General features: G+C 55.5%; 17 protein-coding genes. 2 read left to right on the top strand and 15 right to left on the bottom strand.

Features of this window, described 5'->3' with window-relative positions; all coding sequences use genetic code 11:
- Position 1: 1 nt before the first annotated feature.
- The 8 genes from M2118_RS01155 to M2118_RS01120 form a co-directional block, all read right to left on the bottom strand.
- Positions 2–889, bottom strand: a complete 888-nt coding sequence (locus tag M2118_RS01155) for an amidohydrolase family protein (protein WP_280794129.1) — start codon at positions 887–889, stop codon at positions 2–4.
- Positions 886–1,905, bottom strand: a complete 1,020-nt coding sequence (locus M2118_RS01150) for an amidohydrolase family protein (protein ID WP_280794128.1) — start codon at positions 1,903–1,905, stop codon at positions 886–888. Before M2118_RS01150 ends, M2118_RS01155 begins: the two co-directional genes overlap by 4 nt.
- Positions 1,902–3,005, bottom strand: coding sequence for a 4-oxalomesaconate tautomerase (locus M2118_RS01145; RefSeq protein WP_280794127.1), 1,104 nt, complete (start codon positions 3,003–3,005; stop codon positions 1,902–1,904). The genes M2118_RS01150 and M2118_RS01145 overlap by 4 nt, the downstream gene beginning before the upstream one ends.
- Positions 2,998–3,681 (bottom strand): 4-carboxy-4-hydroxy-2-oxoadipate aldolase/oxaloacetate decarboxylase, encoded by a 684-nt coding sequence (locus M2118_RS01140; protein ID WP_280794126.1) that lies wholly within the window; start codon positions 3,679–3,681, stop codon positions 2,998–3,000. Before M2118_RS01140 ends, M2118_RS01145 begins: the two co-directional genes overlap by 8 nt.
- Before the next feature lie 105 nt (positions 3,682–3,786).
- On the bottom strand, positions 3,787–4,575 hold the full coding sequence (locus M2118_RS01135; RefSeq protein WP_280794125.1) for an IclR family transcriptional regulator: 789 nt from the start codon (positions 4,573–4,575) through the stop codon (positions 3,787–3,789).
- Between the two features lie 9 nt (positions 4,576–4,584).
- Entirely contained in the window at positions 4,585–4,866 is a 282-nt protein-coding gene (locus tag M2118_RS01130) for a HepT-like ribonuclease domain-containing protein (protein ID WP_280794124.1), read from the bottom strand.
- Positions 4,867–4,913: 47 nt separating this feature from the next.
- Entirely contained in the window at positions 4,914–5,399 is a 486-nt protein-coding gene (locus M2118_RS01125; RefSeq protein WP_280794123.1) for a nucleotidyltransferase family protein, read from the bottom strand.
- Between the two features lie 66 nt (positions 5,400–5,465).
- Positions 5,466–6,227: an IclR family transcriptional regulator gene (locus M2118_RS01120; RefSeq protein ID WP_280794122.1), complete on the bottom strand. Its 762-nt coding sequence runs from the start codon at positions 6,225–6,227 to the stop codon at positions 5,466–5,468.
- Between the two features lie 106 nt (positions 6,228–6,333).
- Between M2118_RS01120 and M2118_RS01115 the strand changes: the two genes are divergently transcribed.
- Positions 6,334–7,527, top strand: coding sequence for a 4-hydroxybenzoate 3-monooxygenase (locus M2118_RS01115; protein WP_280794121.1), 1,194 nt, complete (start codon positions 6,334–6,336; stop codon positions 7,525–7,527).
- A gap of 65 nt (positions 7,528–7,592) precedes the next feature.
- Here M2118_RS01115 and M2118_RS01110 read toward each other — a convergent pair whose 3' ends face one another.
- The 3 genes from M2118_RS01110 to M2118_RS01100 all read right to left on the bottom strand — a co-directional run bounded on the left by M2118_RS01110 (position 7,593) and on the right by M2118_RS01100 (position 10,113).
- On the bottom strand, positions 7,593–8,474 hold the full coding sequence (locus M2118_RS01110) for an amidohydrolase family protein (RefSeq protein ID WP_280794120.1): 882 nt from the start codon (positions 8,472–8,474) through the stop codon (positions 7,593–7,595).
- Between the two features lie 31 nt (positions 8,475–8,505).
- On the bottom strand, positions 8,506–9,486 hold the full coding sequence (locus M2118_RS01105) for a DMT family transporter (RefSeq protein ID WP_280794119.1): 981 nt from the start codon (positions 9,484–9,486) through the stop codon (positions 8,506–8,508).
- An 84-nt stretch (positions 9,487–9,570) separates the two neighbouring features.
- On the bottom strand, positions 9,571–10,113 hold the full coding sequence (locus M2118_RS01100; protein ID WP_280794118.1) for a hypothetical protein: 543 nt from the start codon (positions 10,111–10,113) through the stop codon (positions 9,571–9,573).
- Positions 10,114–10,203: 90 nt separating this feature from the next.
- Between M2118_RS01100 and M2118_RS01095 the strand changes: the two genes are divergently transcribed.
- Entirely contained in the window at positions 10,204–10,443 is a 240-nt protein-coding gene (locus M2118_RS01095) for a hypothetical protein (RefSeq protein WP_280794117.1), read from the top strand.
- Here the strand turns inward: M2118_RS01095 and M2118_RS01090 are convergent, their stop codons facing one another.
- Genes M2118_RS01090 through M2118_RS01075 form a run of 4 tightly spaced genes read right to left on the bottom strand, consistent with a single transcriptional unit; the run spans position 10,444 to position 14,872 of the window.
- Positions 10,444–11,259: an HpcH/HpaI aldolase/citrate lyase family protein gene (locus M2118_RS01090; protein ID WP_280794116.1), complete on the bottom strand. Its 816-nt coding sequence runs from the start codon at positions 11,257–11,259 to the stop codon at positions 10,444–10,446. It lies immediately after the preceding gene.
- A gap of 9 nt (positions 11,260–11,268) precedes the next feature.
- On the bottom strand, positions 11,269–12,051 hold the full coding sequence (locus M2118_RS01085; protein WP_280794115.1) for an alpha/beta fold hydrolase: 783 nt from the start codon (positions 12,049–12,051) through the stop codon (positions 11,269–11,271).
- 24 nt (positions 12,052–12,075) lie between these two features.
- Positions 12,076–14,058: an acetoacetate--CoA ligase gene (locus tag M2118_RS01080; protein WP_280794114.1), complete on the bottom strand. Its 1,983-nt coding sequence runs from the start codon at positions 14,056–14,058 to the stop codon at positions 12,076–12,078.
- A 28-nt stretch (positions 14,059–14,086) separates the two neighbouring features.
- Entirely contained in the window at positions 14,087–14,872 is a 786-nt protein-coding gene (locus M2118_RS01075; protein WP_280794113.1) for an IclR family transcriptional regulator, read from the bottom strand.
- Positions 14,873–14,942 lie beyond the last annotated feature (70 nt).

Here is a 14,942-nt window from a genome sequence, read left to right as displayed (position 1 = left end):
ATTAGCTCCAGTAGAGGTTGTTGGGGTTGGTAACAAGTAATTTGGTCTGCAGTTCAGGGGTGACTGCAATGGAAGGAACGTAGTCAACCAGAATGCCGTCGTCCGGCATCTCCGTCTTCATGTTGGGGTGTGGCCAGTCTGTACCCCAGAGAACACGGTCAGGGAATTCTTCGACGATCTTTTTGGCGAAGGGCACCACGTCCAGGTATTCAGGAGAACCGCTCTTGGTCAAACGGTCAGGGCAGCTGACCTTGCACCAGACGTCGGTGTTTCCACGCATGAAGTTCAGGAACATCTCGAATTCTTCGTTGTCCACGGGCTTAGTCACATCGGGACGCCCCATGTGGTCAATCACGAGAGGAATATTCAACGAGTTGAAGAAGTCCATCTTCTCCCCCAGATCAGCAGGCTCGAAGTAGAGCACCACGTGCCATCCCAGAGGACGGATCTTCTCAATGATCTCGCGGTAGTAGTCATCAGGTTTGGGATCAACCAGGCGCTTGACGTAGTTGAAGCGCACTCCGCGCACACCCAAGTCATGCATACGCTGCAGTTCTTCAGCTGTGACGTCAGGCTTCACGGTGACAACACCGCGAGCCTTGCCATTGGCTCGCTCGAGAACATCGAGCAGAGCTGAGTTATCCGAACCGTGGCAGGTTGCCTGCACAACAACGTTCTTTTCAAAGCCGAGAAAGTCACGAAGTGCAAAGAGCTGTTCCCAGCTGGCATCGCAGGGAGTGTATTTGCGCTCTGGAGCGAACGGGAAGGTGTCCCCAGGACCAAAGACGTGACAGTGCGCATCTACGGCACCAGCTGGCACATGGAACTTTGGCTTGCTGGGGTTGGGGTGCCAGTCGAGCCAGTCGGCATCCTTCACAAATGCGCTCACAGTCCACGCTCCGTCAGCTTGGCGTCCAGGCGAGGAAAGACGGTGCGCGCGTTCTTGGAGAAGATGTTGGTGCGTTCTTCTTCCGAGATCTTCGCGGCGTCGATGTAACGCTTGGTGTCATCGAAGTACTGGCCAGTCTGAGGGTCGATGCCGCGGACAGCACCGATCATTTCTGAACCAAAAAGTACGTTCTTGTTGTCAATGACATCAACCAACAGGTCAATACCGGGCTGGTGATAGACGCAGGTGTCGAAGAACACGTTGTTCATGAGGTGAGTGTCCACGCTGGGCTGCTTGAGCATGTCTGCCAGTCCGCGGTAACGACCCCAGTGGTAAGGAACAGCTCCACCACCGTGAGGAATGATAAATCGCAGTGTGGGGAAGTCGCCGAAAAGGTTGCCCTGAAGCAGCTGCATGAACGCTGTGGTGTCTGCGTTCATGTAGTGAGCACCGGTGGCGTGGAAGTTGTGGTTGCAAGATGCAGACACGTGAATCATGGCGGGAACGTCGAGTTCGACCATCTTCTCGTAGAGCGGGTACCAGAACTTGTCAGTCAAAGGAACTGTCTGCCACTGGCCACCAGAAGGATCAGGGTTCAGGTTCACACCAATGAAACCGAGCTCATTGACGCAACGCTCCATTTCCTTGATGGTTTCCGTTAGGTCAGCACCGGGAGATTGGGGCAGCTGAGCAACTCCAATGAAGTCTTCGGGGAACAGGTCAACGACGCGTTTGATCAAGTTGTTACATGCCACAGTCCATTCGAGGCTGATGCGCTGGTCTCCTTCGTGGTGACCCATCGCAGAAGCACGAGGGGAAAAGATAGTGAGGTCCGAGCCGCGCTCCTTGATGAGCTTGAGCTGGTTCTGCTCAATGGTCTCGCGAATGATCTCATCCGAGATTTCGGGGTATTCAGGGCTGGGCTGACCTGCTGCATAGGCTGCAAGCTGGTCAATGCGCCACTGGTTGTGAAGCTCGGGAGCCGTTGTGTAGTGGCCGTGAATATCGATGATCATGCGTTGTTCTCCCAAGCAGATTCGAGGACATAAATAGAACCCGACATAAGCATGCGGGCGGTGCGCAACAGCGCAGACTTCGTGACTACAGGTGATCCAGAGGAGTTATCGACTTCCATCTGGACAGTGAAGAACCCGGTGGGGTGTTCCACTTCAACCTCGAGGCTGGACCCCACAGCATCCAGACCAGCAATTTGGGCAGCAACGCTGCCCTCCAGCATGCAAGCGGTGGCAACGGAGACAGCACCCAGAACACCGATGCTTTCGTGCACGCGGTGAGGAATGAAGGTGCGAGTAGAGAGAAGGCCACCGTCTCGAGCTGGAGCCAGCAGGCTCATCTTGGGCACGGTCTTGTTGGTGACATCCCCGAGGTTCATCAGTGGCCCTACAGCCAAACGAATCTCTTCCACGCGAGCCTTGAGCTCCGCATTCGCTTCGAGCTCGGCAGGAGTCTCGTAACCGGTGATGCCCAAGTCAGAGGCATTCAGGCAGACAACAGGCATGCCGTTATCGATGCAGGTCACTTGCACACCCAGAACTTCGTCCACGACATTGCCGGTGGGAAGCAGTGCGCCACAGCTGGATCCCGCAACGTCTTCGAAGTTGATGTTGATGGGTGCGTGGGTTCCGGGAACACCGTCAATGCGGGCAGTACCGGCGTAGTTGACGACTCCGCCAGGAGTCTCCACGAACGCCGTTGCCTTGGAGTCGGTGTTCTCCATGTAAATGGCGACCGGGGTCACGCCGTCTGCCGCGGGAACAAGCCCCTTTTCAATGGCAAAGGGACCCACACCGGCCAAGATGTTGCCGCAGTTCTGCTGGTCGCTGACTTCAGCACGATCTGGCCAGACCTGGAGGAATAGATAGTCCACGTCGATGCCGTCGCATTCTGACTTGCTCACCACGGCAACCTTGGAGGTCAGCGGGTGGCCGCCACCCATGCCGTCGATCTCGCGCACATCAGGGGAACCCATCGCTGCGAGCAAGAAAGTGTCCCGGGCAGCACGATCTGCTGGCAAGTCGCTTGCCAGAAAATACAGCCCCTTCGAAGTTCCTCCGCGCATAACGGAGCAAGGAACTGCTACTTGAGAGTTATTCACCCGCGTAGTCCTCGTAGACGAGACCCTTTACAGAAAGCTTGTCACGCATGTTGTAAATGTCGAGACCGAGTTCTCCAGTTGCCAGGCGTGTGCGCTTGCCCGCTTCCATGGCTTCGCGCTCCTGAGCAGCCTTGAGAACCTTTTCGGCGTCTTCGCGCTTGACCAAGCACACACCATCAATGTCAGCAACAATCACGTCGCCGGGGCGAACCAGCTGGTCTGCCATCAGAATCGGTGTCTGCACGTTTGCAATGGTTTCCTTGACGGTGCCCTGCGAGCTAATGGTCTTTGACCAGACGGGGAATCCCATCTCGGTCAACGTCGCGACGTCGCGAACACCAGCGTCGATAACTAGACCACGAACACCGTGAGCCATCAAGCTTTCTGCGAGCAGGTCACCGAGGTAACCGTCGTCGCAGGGGCTGGTGGGGGTGACGATGAGGATGTCACCAGGCTGTGCTTGTTCAACAGCAACGTGGATCATCCAGTTGTCGCCAGGAGCAACTTCACAGGTGAGAGCGTTACCCGCAATCATGGCGGGGAAGATAGGGCGAAGACGACGGTTCAGTAGACCGATACGGCCCTGAGCCTCGTGCACGGTGGCAGATCCGAGAGCGGCAAGGCCGTCCACAATCTCAAGTGGGGTTCGTGGTGTTCCTCGAACGACGCGTGCCATGATTCTCCTTCGAAATTGCGCAAATATGCCTGTTCCTAGACAACTGCATTTCAGAGGAGAAAACCAAGGAGCCTTCCGGATAGTGGAAGGGCAATATCCGGGTGCTTAGGTGCTCGCCTGTAGGCGAGCAGCGTCACCCAGGCCGGCTTCAACCAGCTTCTTGGACAATGCCGCTCCCGTGACCTGCATGACGGGCACCAACTTGCCCAGGTCACGACCATCGCTGGGCGCCACAATACCCAGTGCGGCGATGACATTGCCGCCCTTGCCTCGCAAGGGCACAGCAATGGAAACCGCACCTTCCGCGAGCTCTTCCTGGGTCTTGGCAAAGCCCTGAACCTTGATGGTCTTCAACTGAGTTTCGAGAACCCCTGGGTCTGTAATGGTCTGGTCGGTGAAACGATCAAGAGAATTCAGAACTGCTTTCTGCAGTTCCGCGTCACCATGCGCCAGCAACACTTTTCCCACTCCTGTGGCGTGAAGAGCAAGCCTAGAACCCGGCTTACTCATGACTTCTAGGGTTCTAGAGCCCGCAATGCGCTCCACAATCAAACAGCGCAACCCATCCAGCACGGCAATCTGGACGGCATCGTTGTGGAGTTGGTAGACGTCTTCCATATAGGGCAGCGCGACTTCACGGAGGTCAGAGTGAACTGATGCCAACAGGCCCAGGCGCCAAATCTTGCTGCCGATTTCATAGTCCCCATCAGAGCCGCGAACTAGAGCGTTCTGCTTCTCCAACTCGTGCACCAAACGGTGAACGGTGGTCAGAGGGAGATCAGCACGACGCGAGATGGAGGCAAGTGACTGTCTGCGATGCTTCACATCGAATGTGTCCAACACAGCGAGCGCGCGACCAGTCACGGTGCGGGTCGGAACGCTCTTCTCGGTCACCATTCCAGCCTAGGTTGAAATTTCGGCCAGTGCCTTACGGAGTTGGAGCTCGAAGTGCGGCACATCTAATTCAATCGTGCCTTGGACGAGTTCTAAATCGAGCAGTGAATACCCATGAGAAATTCTGTTTCTCATTGATTTCATATGGCGCCAATCATCACTGAAATATGTTTCTCGAAGCACAGTGCTTGTGTGAGAAATTGTCTCTAACGCAGCAGCAAGTCTCATATTCACAGCATCAGATATGGTCGGATCTTCAAAAGGCCCCTGTGCCAGGTGGTACTTCAACATATCTAAATGATTCAATGCGTCCAGGACTAGTTCCTCATCGGTCCTACTCACAGAGGGACCGCTTCCCCCAGCACACGATCACGAAGAAAAGGTCTGAGGCTTTTCTCTCCAACAACATCTACTTCGACTCCTAACAATTCGCCGAGTGCGAATTCCAGGCGAACGATACCCATAAGGGTGACACCCTTATCGAAAGTTACTAACAGGTCAATATCTGAGCCTTCATGCTCCTTGCCAGTCACAACACTTCCGAAGACTTTGAGGTCCCGAGCCCCATGAGACTTCGCAATCTTGATGACCTCACTGCGGTGCTGGCGAAGTTTCTTTCCCAAAGGCGTTTGCCCATGGAAACGAACCAGTCTCGAAACCTCCGGTTGACTTCTGCCCACAGCAGTAGCAATGTCTCGCTGACTCAGGCCCGCCTTGATTCCCGCCCGAACCGCATCCACCAAGATCTTCCTCGACCTGGCATAGAGCAGGTCAGCAGCGCGGGCTTCAGCCTGCAGCTGTTCGACAGTTGAAACGGTAGACATATAGCAAATGCTATCAGTTATACACAATCATAGATAGAGCACTATCCACATGGAACTCCGGAGGTACTAGTGACCGTCGAGTTCGGCCGCAATCGAGGCTGCAGCATCTGTCAGCGTCGATACCAAGCGGTTGGTATCAAGCCTGTTCAAGTGCACAATCACGCCTACAGCTGCCACACAACGCCCGTTGCGCATGATGGGAACCGCAATAGAACCGCTTCCCCGTGTCATCTCTTGGCGAGTAATGGAATAACCGTTCTTTCGCACATCCGCTAGATCCCTACGGAGTGCATCAGGTTGAGTAATCGATTGAGGCGTTGGCTTGGGGAGAGGTTGGGCCAAGTATTGCTCGATGGCTTTCTCTGATTGATACGCCAACAACACCTTTCCCACACCTGTGGTGTGGAGAGGAAGGTGGCCACCAGCACGGCTGATGGTGGGGATGCTTCTCTCCCCCACCAGGCGGTCAACATAAAGTGCCTGTCCGCGGTCAAGCACGGCCAGAGTGACGTTCTCCCCAGTCTCTTCATAGAGACGAGCCAGAGTAGGAAGTGCGCTTTCGCGCAGGCGCTCACTCAAGGGAGCGTGTTGCGCGATGGTCCAGAGCTTGGTGCCAACCCGAAACTTGCGGTCACTTCCCTTACTCAAGAACCCACCAGCTTCAAGAGTTCCGACAATGCGGTGGCAGGTAGACATAGGAAGCTTGGTCAGCTCAGCGATTTGAGTCAGCGTCAAGGCACTGTGCTTGGGATCAAAGCAACTGAGGATCTCCATGGCGCGCTCCAGCAGCGCCGTGGGGGCACCACTTTCGACTCGTGCAGGGCTCATGAGTTGCTCCAATCAGAAACTTCCATCCCATGAAACTTTAGTCTTGTTGGCGCCTTCCGCATAAGCCTGAATAGACCTAGACGTTCACCGCTATCGAAAAGGTTCAATGATGACCACAACAATCCGCACTCAGGTCGGCATTTTGGGCGCAGGCCCCGCAGGCTTGCAGCTCGCTCACCTCCTCCAGCGCGCAGGCATCGACTCTGTCGTGATCGACGGCCGCAGCCGCGAAGACATCGAAGGAACCGTCAAGGCCGGCATCCTGGAATCCCCCGCAGTTGAGGTGTTGGTCGAAACCGGCGTTGTTTCTCGCGACTATGTCGAGACCATGCGTCACGACGGCGTTGAGTTCCACTTTGATGGTCACGCACACCGCTTCGACTTCCCCAAGCTCACCGGTAAGGGTGTCTACCTCTACCCCCAGCACGAAGTGCTGAAGGACCAGATCAAGGCACGTGTTGCTGCTGGTGTGACTCCCTTGTTCGAGCACCTCGCTGACAAGGTCGTGGATGGACCCAATGGCCCCATGATCGTGGGCAAAACAGTGAACGGCGAAGCATTCGAAATCTCCGCAGACTTCGTTATTGGTGCTGACGGTTCAATGAGCATTGCTCGTGAATACGTCACCGGTGACCGCTTCAGCGGTATGGCCCGTGAATACCCCTTCGGTTGGTACGGCATCCTCGTGGAAGCACCACCAAGCTCCGAAGAACTCATTTACAGCCGCTCTGAAGAAGGCTTCGTGCTCATCTCCACCCGTGATGAGAACATCCAGCGCATGTACTTCCAGTGCGATCCCAACATGGATGTCAACGCTGTTACTGACGAGCAGATCTGGGACAAGCTCCAGGCAGGCGTTTCCAACGCTGAGCTCAAGCGCGGCCCCATCTTCCGTAAGGACGTTCTCAAGTTCCGCAGCTACGTCCACGACAGCCTGCGCAAGAACAAAGTCTTCCTCATGGGCGACGCAGCACACACTGTTCCCCCCACCGGAGCTAAGGGCCTCAACCTCGCATTTAGCGATGTTCTGTGGCTCAACCGCGCACTGCGCGAGTACTACCGCTCTGGTTCCGAGAAGTTCTTGGACACCTACCAGGAAGACGCTCTCAAGCGCATCTGGAAGGCCACCAACTACTCCTACATGATGACCACCATGCTTCACATCGCACCCGATGCTACCGAGTTCGACAAGAAGCGTCAGGTTGCTGACCTTTACTCGTTCACTGAGTCTGAGGCAGGCCAGACCTACATTGCCGAAGGCTATGTGGGTTGGGACTACAGCGCAGACGACTGGCGCTAAAGAACAGCTATAAACTTCGAGGCCCCCACACCAGCAGGTTGGGGGCCTCGAACTGTTTAAGAGTTTTAGCTCAAGCCCAATAAACGCAGGGCATTTTCACGCATAATCAAGGGACGAACTTCATCCTTGAATGGCGCATTCTCAAAATCACTCATCCAGCGATCTGGGGTGAGCAGAGGGTAGTCAGATCCGAAGAGAACCTTGTTCCGGAGCAACGAGTTTGCCTGACGAACGAGAGCCTCGGGGAAGTACTTGGGTGACCATCCAGAAAGGTCTATCCAGGTGTTGGCCTTGTGAGTGGCAACGGCAATTGCTTCGTCCTGCCACGGCACGGAAGGGTGAGCCATGATGATCTGGAGTTCAGGAAACTTTGCGGCAACTTCATCGAGCAGTAGGGGGTTAGACAGCCCAATAACCATGCCTGAACCACCTGGGGTTCCGGCTCCGATACCTGTCTGGCCGGTGTGAAAGAGAGCAGGGACTCCTGCTTCTTGGAGTACTTCATAGATCGGAAAGACAGACTCGTCATTGGGCGCAAAGTTCTGCACAGTGGGGTGGAACTTGAAGCCCTTGACCCCTGCGTCACCAATGAGCTTCTTAGCGGTTTCCACGGCCTTATTTGGCTGGAGAGGGTCTACTGAACCAAAGGGAATGAGCACGTCATTGTTCTTGGCTGCGCCTGCTGCGATTTCGAAGCTGTCAATGGGGTTGTGACCCAAAGCAGTCTGTGCATCCACCGTAAAGACAACAGCGGCCATCTTGCGTTCTCGGTAGTAGTCAGCGACCTCGTCCAGCGTGGGACGTGCTGGCTCGGAGCGGAAGTAGGCCGTTGCTGCTTCGATGAGCTTCTGCGGGAGAGACGTGTGACCGTGCGAGTCAACCTCGATGTGGACGTGCATATCGAGGGCAACGAGGTTCTCGACGTCGAGACCGTATTCATAGCTCATGTCTTCATTATCCTCTGGATGTTTGGCTAGTTCAGTTGCCCACGGGTGGCACTGCCGCATGAGCATGCGGTTTCTTCTTCGGCCAGGCCGCCCACGCTGCCGCCACAAAGGCCAGGCTGGCGCCGATCAAGATCATCACGCCGGTGACCTGGGCGCTGGGGAAGAAGTAGTCCAAGATCAACGCCATGAAGAGCTGGCCCGCAATGGAACCTAGGCCCATCAACAGGACACCAATTTCCCGAACCACGACAGCGGTGATTCCGATGAAGACCACACCAATAGCCCCACCGAGATAGAAGTAAGGCTGAGAAGGCAAAGCCGCAGGCAGTCCAGCAGAGAAAGAATTGAAAGCTGTGGCGATCAACAGCACACCGGTTCCCACCATGAAGTTGAGGAAGGTGGAGGTCAGGGGTGTGCCCGCAATAACCGTCATTCGACCGTTTGCTGCGTCTTGCCAGGCCACGAGAACTCCACACACAAGCGGAAGTAGCAAGGGAAGTAATGATTCTGCAGCGGTGGAGTGGCCAACTAATGACAGCGCAACAGCGCCAATGCCGAGAACAGCACCACCCACACGATTGATACTCAGTGGTTTCTTCCCTGCCGGCCCAATCCCCCACACGTCCAAGAACAATCCGCCCATAGACAAGCCAGCAACAAAGGCAACGGTATAGAGCGCAACACCTGTAATCCCGACGACCAAAGTCTGAGACAGCACATAGGCGGCACCTGCGCTGCCAGCCAGAGTGAACCACGGGGTGATTCCGCCGGCACGAAGAGCGGTAATGAGTTGGCGCCAGCCTTGTTGGCCCTTTTTGTTGAAAGAAATGATGACGAGCAAAATCAAGAAGCCTGAGCCGAAGCTAATCACGCCAGAGAGAAACGCATCTTGGATTTCTTGTGCAAAAGCCCCGTTGATACGCGCTTGACTCGTGCGGAGAACCCCGGCAAGAACAGCTAAAGCAATCGCCACCCACGCAGCCATCAACGGCTTATGCGTGTGGTGAGTCATATCTCTAGGGTAGGCGGTAACTCTTTCTTGTTAACGAAAGTGACCCCGGCCTTGGGGCCAGGGTCACTTCGTCTTTGAGGAGAACTAGTTGGTCACTGTTGCATCAGACGGCAGATCAGAAGGAGTCGGCATCATCTTGCCGCCCTGCATGTCTTCCATGTTGTGCTCGAGGTCACGCATCATGTCGTCCATGTCACCGGGCATCAACATTCCGTCCTGGCCGGGCATGATTTCAACTGGCATTGGGCCACCTTCGAAGCCACCGTCATGACCGCGGTCGAAGCCACCAGCAAGGCTGCCCACGAGGGCAATCCAGATGGCGAAGAAGAAAGTGCCAATGATGATCAGCGCACCGCTGACATAAACAGAGATCTTGGCAGGAAGGTTATTCTTACCTGATTTGTGGGACCAAACCCACGCGACAATACCCATGGCAAGTGCAGGGACTTGGAAGAAGAATGAGAAGACGAGCGCAACGATACCGAGGGTCTGACCTGGGTAAGTGGTGTGAGCTACTTCAGTAACGGTGGGTGCTTCAGTCTTGGGCGCTGCTGCTTTTGCAGCTGCTGCCTTCGATGCTGCGGGCTCTTCAGCTGGATCAAAAGTAGTGGGGGTGGACTTAGCCATCATGTTCTCCAATAAGGGGATGTTGTGTTTCCACGGTATCCAGAGAACCTATGCGTCAGCTGTGAGAAATATAAGAGCTAGCCTAGAGAAATGGCTCACCCTCCCCAGCAAGTTTCCGTCCACGTTCGTGCGTTCATTACGTGGCTGACAATCTTTCCCCTGGTGGCACTGGGGCTGACGTTCCTCATGCCAGCTTTGGGAGACATGCACCCGATCCTCAAAGCACTGATCTTGACCTTGATTGTGGTTCCCCTTGCGGTTTACGTCATCGTCCCCAGGCTTCTGGGCCTCTACGTGAAACTCAGCTCCAAGAAGAGCCAGAAGAACTAACTAGGAAGGGTTGATGCCGAAGGCAACAGCCAACTTCTCGATTTTCTCTGCACGGCCCAAACGAGGCAGGTCACTTCCGTCACGAACCACGCGTCCGCGTGCTTCGAAGTCAGCCAAGAAGGTCCGCGCCCAGGCAACATCAGACTGTGTGGGGCTAATGGCTTCGTTGATGACGGGGATCTGGTCGTGGTTCAAGCAGAGCTTGCCCGTCATGCCAAGTGCGACAGCGTGCTCAGACTTCTCACGCAGGATGCCGTAGCTAGTTCCCACAGTTGGTCCGTCAATTGGCCCGGGCAGGTTTCCAATACGGCTTGCAACAACGAGGCGTGAGCGTGGGTATGCCATGGCGATATCTTCCACGCTGGTGCCAGTGTCGCGGCGGTAGTCGCCGCTGCCGAAAGCGAGGCGGAATGCGCCGCGAGCGCAGGCAATCTCTCTTGCTTCCTCAATACCCAGAGCCGACTCCACGAGTGCAAGCACGCGAGTCTTGCCACCTAAGCGGTCAAAGGTTTCTGTGACGTGTGAGCCGTCTTCGGTCTTAGCGAGCATCACACCGAGAAGACCTGGGATATCACGCAGCTGGTCAATGTCATCTGACCAGAAGTCGGAGGAGCGATCGTTGATGCGAACCCACGCTTCATTGGTTTCCAACCACTTTGCAACCTCATCGCGAGAAGCAGCCTTCTGCGAGGGGTCAACGGCATCTTCGATGTCGAGGACGATCTGATCTGCCTTGGTGGCAGCTGCTGCATCGAACTCTTCGGAATGTGAACCGTTGACGAGCATCCAGGAGCGGGAAATTTCTGCGGAAACCATTCCTCAACCCTACTTCGAGAGGAAGTCAGTAATGTTCTTCGCCATTTCCAGGGGAGATTCCACGACAGCGATGTGAGATGCGCCCGGAATCACAACCAAACTCGCACCGGGAACTTGTTCAGCAATGAAAGCTCCTGCTGAGACGGGTGCGCCCGGGTCAATCTCACCGGAGATAGCTAACACGGGCACGGAAATGCCTGTCAAGAAAGGGCGAGCATCGAAGTTTCCGAGTGCTTCACAGGTCTTGATATAGCTGGCGTCATCTGTGGCGACCACCATGTTCAGAACCTTCTTCACTGCCTCTGGCGACTTAGCGATGAAGTCATCTGAGAACCAGCGAGGTGGAAGCATCGGAACCAGTGAAGCGGTTCCTGAGTTGCTCACCTGAGCAATTCGCTCTGCCCAGCCTTCTGGTCCACCCATATAGGCAGCAGAACACACCACAATCGAGTGCTTGATGCGCTCGGGGTATTTGTGTGCCAATTCGAGTGCGATTGCCCCGGAAACCGAGACGCCCGCATAGTCAAACTTCTCCACCCCAAGCTCATCTGCCTTGGCAACAAGTGCATCTGCGATCTCTTCAAGCGTGTAGGAATCGGAAGGAACTGGAGACTGTCCGTGTCCTGGCATATCGAAGCGCACCACGGAGTACTTCGCTGCCAGTGTGGGCAGCGCTAAATCCCAGAGGTGGGTGTCTGTGCCGAGGGCGTTGCCGAGGAACAAAACATTGTCTGCGCCGGTGAGCTCGGCAACAGGCTTCTCGGAAACAGTAAAGAGGGCAGGAACAGTCATAGCTTCACCTTAGCCAGAGCGGAACTACTTCACTACGTCTTTGAGTGCGGCAACAATGCCATCGAGATCCTCAGGGTGAACCAGGACACCTCGATCAATGGTGTTGCCGGTGTCGATGCCCTGAACAAGGCGTTTCAGAGGAATTTCGAGACGCTTGCCCGTGGCTGTTCGAGGAACGCTGGGAACCCACACGATGACATCGGGAACGTGACGTGGAGAGAGCTCAGTGCGGATGAAGGCCTTAAGTTCCTTCTCGGCCGCGGAGGTGTCCAGGTCTCCTGCAGCAACGGCTAAAAGTGCAAGGACGCCCATGCCACCATCTGGATCTTCGAAGTGGAGCACGAGAGTGTCTTTAAGCTCAGGTCTCGGATCGAGAATCGCATAGAACTCAGCTGTTCCCAAACGAACACCACCACGATTGAGGGTGGCATCACTGCGGCCTGTAATCGCCCAGGTGTTGCGCTCAGTGTGGATTAACCAGTCGCCGTGACGCCACACTCCAGGCCAGGTATCGAAGTAGCTGGCGGAATATCGCTCAAAGTCTTTATCTCCCCAGAAGAAGGCAGGCATCGACGGCAGCGGTGCCACACAAACAAGTTCACCGGGTTCGCCAGATACTTCTTGACCGTCAGGTCCCCAGCTATAGACCGCTGCGCCCAGAGGGCGCACGGCCATTTCGCCTGCATTGACGGGAGAAAGGGGCGAACCACACACAAATCCACTGCAGATATCTGTGCCGCCAGAAGCCGGGGCGAGTTCGAGGTCAGATTTCACCTCGGCATAGACCCAGCCGGCAACATCTGCTGCCAGAGGCGAACCAGAACATTGAATCTCACGAAGGCGAGAAAGGTCCCATGTCTTACCGGGAGTTAGACCTGAGTGCGCACACACAGCCAGGTAGGCAGAACCAGTGGTGAGGTAGGTGGACTTGGTTTCTGCGAGCACGGCCCACTGTGACCATTCCCCATCAAGAGCCGGCCAGCCAGGATCGCCATCCATGATCACCATCGCGGCACCCACGAGAAGGGAGGAGACGCTGAGTGTCCACACCATCCAGCCAGTGGTGGAATACCAGAACGTGCGGTCACGGTTAGAAATATCGAACTGGAGAGCAATGTCTTTGTAGTGCTCCAGAAGTAGTCCTCCGTGGCAGTGCACGATCGCTTTGGGCTTACCGGTGGTGCCAGAGGAGAAGAGGATCACGAGAGGGTGATCAAATGCAACAGCAGCGAACTCGAGCGCGGACGTTTTCGACGTGAACTCTGCATAGGAGGTGACGCCTGCAGGAATCTCACAATCCTGATCCAGATATGGCAGCAGTACGACCTTCATCGCGGGAAGGGCGGTGCGAATACGTGAGAGCTCCTCTGTGCGAGAAACCTCCTTTGCGCCCCACTTATACCCATCAATGGCTATAAGCAGGCTGGGTTCGAGCTGCTCAATACGGTCGAGCACGCTCTGTGGCCCCATCTCAGGGGGAACAGAACACCAGATAGCTCCCAGAGATGCTGTTGCGAAATACAGTGCCACTGTCTGGGGAATATTGGGCAAATAGCCCACGACGCGGTCACCTTCGCCGATTCCTTGTGCGATCAAACCAGTTCGCTGCGCAGCAATCTCATCCAGTAGACGTTGGCCCGTCCACTCGGAAGAGCCCGTCGTTTGGCTGCGGTTGATCAAGATGGGGGCGTCTGCGTGCTGCACCAGTGCGCGGTGGATGTGCTCGGCAAAGTTCAGCCGAGCACCAGGGAACCATTCGGCTCCCGGCATTGTCTTCTTGCCCAACACTGCCGTGTGCGGAGCGTGGGAAATAATCTCGAAGTGGTCCCAGATGGACTGCCAGAAGTCTTCAAGGTTCGCCACAGACCAAGCCCATGCCTGGTCGTAGGTGTCGAAGTGAACGCCATGTTGAGCCTCGACCTGTTCAAGGAAACGACCCATCTCAGTGGTGTTCCACAGATCACGGGGCAGGGCAGGGCGAAGTTCAGTTCCCAGTGTTGTCGTCATTGACGTTCCTTCCAGTAACTCCAGAGCGTTAGTAGCTCTGGCCTGACTTCTTGAGTTCTTCTAAACGCGCAGCAAAACCCGTGCACGCTTCCTGAAGAGAGGAGTAGCACTCCTCGATATCTGCTCGGTTGTCGTAGTTGACGACACCGCAGGCGGCTTCAATCTTGCCGCCGACAAAGACCGGTGCCGCGATTGCAACAGCTCCCGGGAGATATTCACTTGCCGAGTAGGCATAACCGCGGTCACGAACGTTGGAAAGCTCACGAAGAAGTGTCCGCTTCGAGGTGATGGTCTCCTCGGTGTATTTGGTCAAGGGTGAATCTACGACCTGATCGATGAGACCTGAATCTGAATATGCCAAAAGAACTTGTCCCACAGCGGTGGCATGCAGAGGAATACGCGAGCCAATCCTGCTTTGAATGGGAACACTAACTTCGCTCGTGAGCTTCTCCACATAGACAGCGTCTAAACCATCCAGCACGGCAAGCTGCACCGTTTCTCTGGTTCGGTACTGCAGGTTCAGAAGGAACGGCATTGCTATTTCGCGCAGACGACCGTGCACAGGAGTGAGTAAACCCATCTCCCACAGCTTGATACCCAAGCTGTAAAAGTTAGAACCGTCACGCTGCAGGAAGCCACCGTCTTCGAGCTCACCCGCCAAACGGAAAACTGTTGCCACGGGTAAACCCGTTGCTCGGGAGATCTGACTCAGGTTCAGCCTGGGCGTCACTGCACTAAAAGCGCCAAGCACACTCAACGCCCTCGCCGTGACGGACTTCGAGGGAGTGGGCGGAGTTGAGCTCGTGGTGGACATCGTGGTTTCACTCTAAGTCAGAACAGTAAGAAATGTCAGTAATAGTTTTTCACTGAATGAAAAAATTAGT

The sequence above is a fragment of the Aurantimicrobium minutum genome (assembly GCF_029892845.1).
Lineage (GTDB): Bacteria > Actinomycetota > Actinomycetes > Actinomycetales > Microbacteriaceae > Aurantimicrobium > Aurantimicrobium minutum_B.
Note: the sequence above shows the minus strand (reverse complement) of the source record. Positions and strands in the feature narration are given on the sequence as shown.